The sequence below is a fragment of the Actinoplanes sp. NPDC051633 genome, assembly GCF_040681735.1.
Classification (GTDB): domain Bacteria; phylum Actinomycetota; class Actinomycetes; order Mycobacteriales; family Micromonosporaceae; genus Actinoplanes.
Genome location: NZ_JBFAZH010000779.1, coordinates 1 through 3,738, shown reverse-complemented (window position 1 = coordinate 3,738; position 3,738 = coordinate 1). Strand labels below are relative to the sequence as shown.

The 3,738-nt window shown below is 69.2% G+C and carries 4 protein-coding genes; 3 read left to right on the top strand and 1 reads right to left on the bottom strand.

Annotated features, from left to right (window positions below):
- The coding region (locus AB0M20_RS31850; RefSeq protein WP_364304030.1) for a DeoR family transcriptional regulator at window positions 1-463 on the bottom strand (463 nt) is incomplete at its 3' end.
- Window positions 464-559: 96 nt separating this feature from the next.
- Here AB0M20_RS31850 and AB0M20_RS31845 point away from each other — a divergent pair.
- From AB0M20_RS31845 to AB0M20_RS31835, 3 genes are all read left to right on the top strand, one after another.
- The gene (locus AB0M20_RS31845) at window positions 560-1,861 is read left to right on the top strand and encodes an alpha-glucosidase/alpha-galactosidase (protein ID WP_364304028.1); all 1,302 of its coding nucleotides are present in this window, start codon (window positions 560-562) and stop codon (window positions 1,859-1,861) included.
- A 71-nt stretch (window positions 1,862-1,932) separates the two neighbouring features.
- The gene (locus tag AB0M20_RS31840; protein ID WP_364304026.1) at window positions 1,933-2,823 is read left to right on the top strand and encodes a sugar isomerase; all 891 of its coding nucleotides are present in this window, start codon (window positions 1,933-1,935) and stop codon (window positions 2,821-2,823) included.
- Window positions 2,824-2,880: 57 nt separating this feature from the next.
- Window positions 2,881-3,738 (top strand): extracellular solute-binding protein (locus tag AB0M20_RS31835; protein WP_364304024.1); only part of this gene is annotated, 858 nt, incomplete at its 3' end.

The following is a 3,738-nucleotide window of genomic DNA, read 5'->3' as shown; positions in this document are numbered from 1 at the left end:
CGCCGCCGGTCATGATGAGTTTCAGCCGGGGGCGCAGGGCGAGCTCGGCCGCGATGTTCAGCGCGTTCGTCACCACGGTCAGGTCGACGCGCTCGGCGAGGATGCGGGCCAGCAGATGCGTGGTGGTGCCGCCGGTCAGCCCGAGGGTCAGCGGCCCGCGCGGCAGCACGTCGGCGGCCTTGCGGGCGACCACCGCCTTCTCCTCGCGGTGCTGGCCCACGCGGTATCGCACCGGCAGCTCGTACGCGACATCCACGGCGACGGCGCCGCCGTGCGTACGCGAAAGCAGTCGTTGATCCTCCAACGCCTGCAGGTCACGCCGGATGGTGGCGGGTGAGACGCGGAACTCGATCGCCAGGTGACCCGCATCGACCGAGCCGTTGCTGGCCACCCGCTCGAGGATGGCCGACACTCGGTCGGCACGACGCAACGTGCTCTGCGGCATCTCTGAGCTGCCCTCCACCGGTCATTGATCAAACGCGCAGTCACTGTAGTTCGTTTCCGAGCGATTGAGAAGATTCGCTTGCGCGTTCGACGTCGACTTCACCAGAATCCGGCCATGACTGTGATCACGTTTCTCGGCGCCGGCAGCGTGGTGTTCACGCGCGAGCTGCTCGCCGACATCCTGTCCTTCGACGAGTTGCGCGGCGTGACACTGGCGTTGCACGACATCGACCCCGAGCGGCTGGAGACGGCCGTGGCGATCGCCCGCCGCACCGCCGAGCAGCTCGACGCGAAGCCCGTGATCACCGCGAGCCTGGACCGCCGGGAGGCGTTGGAGGGCGCGGATTTCGTCATCAACGCGATCCAGGTCGGCATGCACGCCGCCACCGTTCGCGACTTCGAGATCCCCGCCCGGTACGGGCTCAGGCAGACGATCGGCGACACCCTCGGCGTCGGCGGCATCTTCCGCGCGCTGCGGACCTTCCCGGTCCTGGACGGCATCGCCAAGGACATCCGTGAGCTCTGCCCGGACGCGTGGCTGCTGAACTACACCAACCCGATGGCGATGAACATCGGCTATCTCGCCGCCACCGCACCGGATGTGAAGGCGGTCGGCCTGTGTCACTCCGTCTACTGGACGGTGCGCGATCTGGGCGAGCTGCTGGGCGTCCCGTTCGAGGAGATCGACTACACCGGGGCGGGGGTCAACCATCAGGCGTGGCTGCTGCGTTTCGAGCATCGCGGCGAGTCGCTCTACCCACGCCTCGACGAGCGCCTCGAACGCGACCCCGAGCTGCGCCGCCGGGTCCGCATGGACATGTACCGCCGGATCGGCTACTTCCCCACCGAGACCAGCGAGCACTCCTCGGAGTACCTGCCCTGGTATCTCCACCTGGACGCCGAGGTCGAGCGCCTGCGCATCCCGGTCGGCGACTATCTGCGGATCAGCGCGGGCAACGTGGCGGAGTACCACGAGACCCGCAAGTCGGTGCTGGCCGGCGAGCCGCTCGACGTCAGCCGTGACGCCACCGAGTACGCGCCGCAGGTGATCCACAGCATCGTCACCGGGCAGATGCGTCGCATCCACGGCAATGTCGCGAACCACGGGCTGATCTCGAACCTGCCGGAGGGCTACGCCGTCGAGGTGCCGTGTGTGGTCGATCGTCTCGGGGTGCGGCCGGAGCGGGTGGGCGCCCTGCCGCCGCAGTGTGCCGCGGTCAACCGCGGCTTCGTGAGCGTGGGCCAGCTGACCGTGGCGGCCGCGGTGGACGGCGACCCGCTGATGGTGCGCCGAGCCGCGATGGTCGACCCGAACACCGCCGCCACGCTGTCCGTCGACGCGATCTGGGAACTCTGCGCCGAGATGACGGCTGCGCACCGTGATCTCCTCCCCGAAGCTCTGACGGCCGCGGTCTAACGCGCAACACAGAATGTTCGTTTGACGTCGACATCTTGTTAAGTGATCACAAACGAGCATAATCGGCGACCATGACTCACACGACGACCGAGATCGCCAGCCAGCCGCAGGTCTGGGCGCAGGCCCTGACCCGGGCGGAGGAGGCCGAGCAGGCCTTCGCCGCTCCCGGGGAACGGATGCTCGTCCTCGGCTGCGGCACCTCCTGGTTCGTCGCGCAGAGCATCGCCGAGCTGCGCGAGTCGGCGGGGCTGGGCGAGACCGACGCGGTGTGCGCGTCGGAGTACGTCCCGCGCCGCCGATACGACCGGATCGTCGCCATCACACGCTCCGGCACCTCCACCGAGGTGCTGGACGCGTTGCGCCGTACGCCGGCCGGCACCCACCGGGTGGCGGTCACGGCGGTGCGGGACGAGCCGGTCGACGCCCTGGCCGACACCCGGCTCCTGCTGGATTTCGCCGACGAGCGCAGCGTGGTGCAGACCCGGTACCCGACCACGGTGCTGGCGCTGGCCCGGGCCGCGTTCGGTGCGGATCTGAGCCGGCTCGTGACCGACGGCGAGGCGGCCCTGTCCGCACCGCTGCCGGCCGACCCCGCGGACATCGAGCACCTCGTGTTCCTCGGCAGAGGATGGACCGTCGGGCTGGCCCACGAGGCCGCGCTCAAGGTTCGCGAAGCCGCCCAGGCGTACTCCGAGTCGTACCCGGCCATGGACTTCCGGCACGGTCCGGTGGCGGTGGCCGGCCGCAGCAGCCTGATCTGGTCGTTCGGCGACGTCCCCGCCGCCCTCGACGACGTGGCCCGATCGGCGGGTGCCACCGCGTACCGCGATCGCCTCGACCCCCTCGCGCAACTGGTCCTCGCCCAGCGATTCGCGCTGGCGCTGGCCGCACACCGCGGTCTGGATCCCGACCGTCCCCGACTGCTCACCCGATCCGTCGTCCTCTCCGACGCCATGGCTTGATCGAAACGAGGTAGTTCGATGACCCCCTTCCGGCGCGGCCGCCTGCTAGCGGGCGCAATGAGCACGACCCTGCTGTTGTCCGCCTGCATGGGCGGTTCGACCGACGACGGGAAGGATGCCGCCCAGGGCTACGACCCGAAAGCGGCCGTCGAGATCACCTGGTGGACCGGGCAGAGCGACGACGCGCAGAAGATCGCCGAGGCCCTGGCCGCCGAGTACCACGCCGCGCATCCGAACGTCACCATCAAGGCGTCCGCCGGAGCACCCACCACGGACGATCTGCTGGCCAAGCTGTCCGCGGGCTTCACCGGCGGAAGCTACCCGGACATCTCGTACTCCTACGGCAGCTGGGCCGGTGAGCTCGGCGCCAGCGGCAAGACCCAGGATCTCACCGAGTGGGTGAAGGACCCGGCCTTCGGCTGGAACGAGTTCCCGGTCTCGGGCCGCGAGACGGCCAGCCCGAAGGGACGGACGATCGGCGTCCCGGCCGTGGTCGACAACCTGGGCGTCATCTACAACAAGAAGCTCTTCGACGCCGCCGGGCTCGACTACCCCAAGAGCGACTGGACCTGGGCGGATTTCCGCGCCGCCGCGAAGAAGCTGACCGACCCGGCGAAGAACCAGTACGGCACCGCGTACTCGGTCTCCGGCAGCGAGGACACCACCTGGCACCTGTGGCCGCTGCTCTGGCAGAACGGCGGGGAGATCCTCGACGGCACCAAGCCGGCCTTCAACTCCGACGCCGGCGTCAAGGCGCTGGAGACGCTGCGCCAGATGGCCGTGGACGACCGGTCGATGTATCTCGACCAGACCGACGAGAAGTACGGCCCGCTGTTCAACAACGGCAAGGTCGGCATGATCATCTCCGGCCCGTGGTCCATGTCGGAGGCCAAGGACGCGAAGATCGACTTCGAC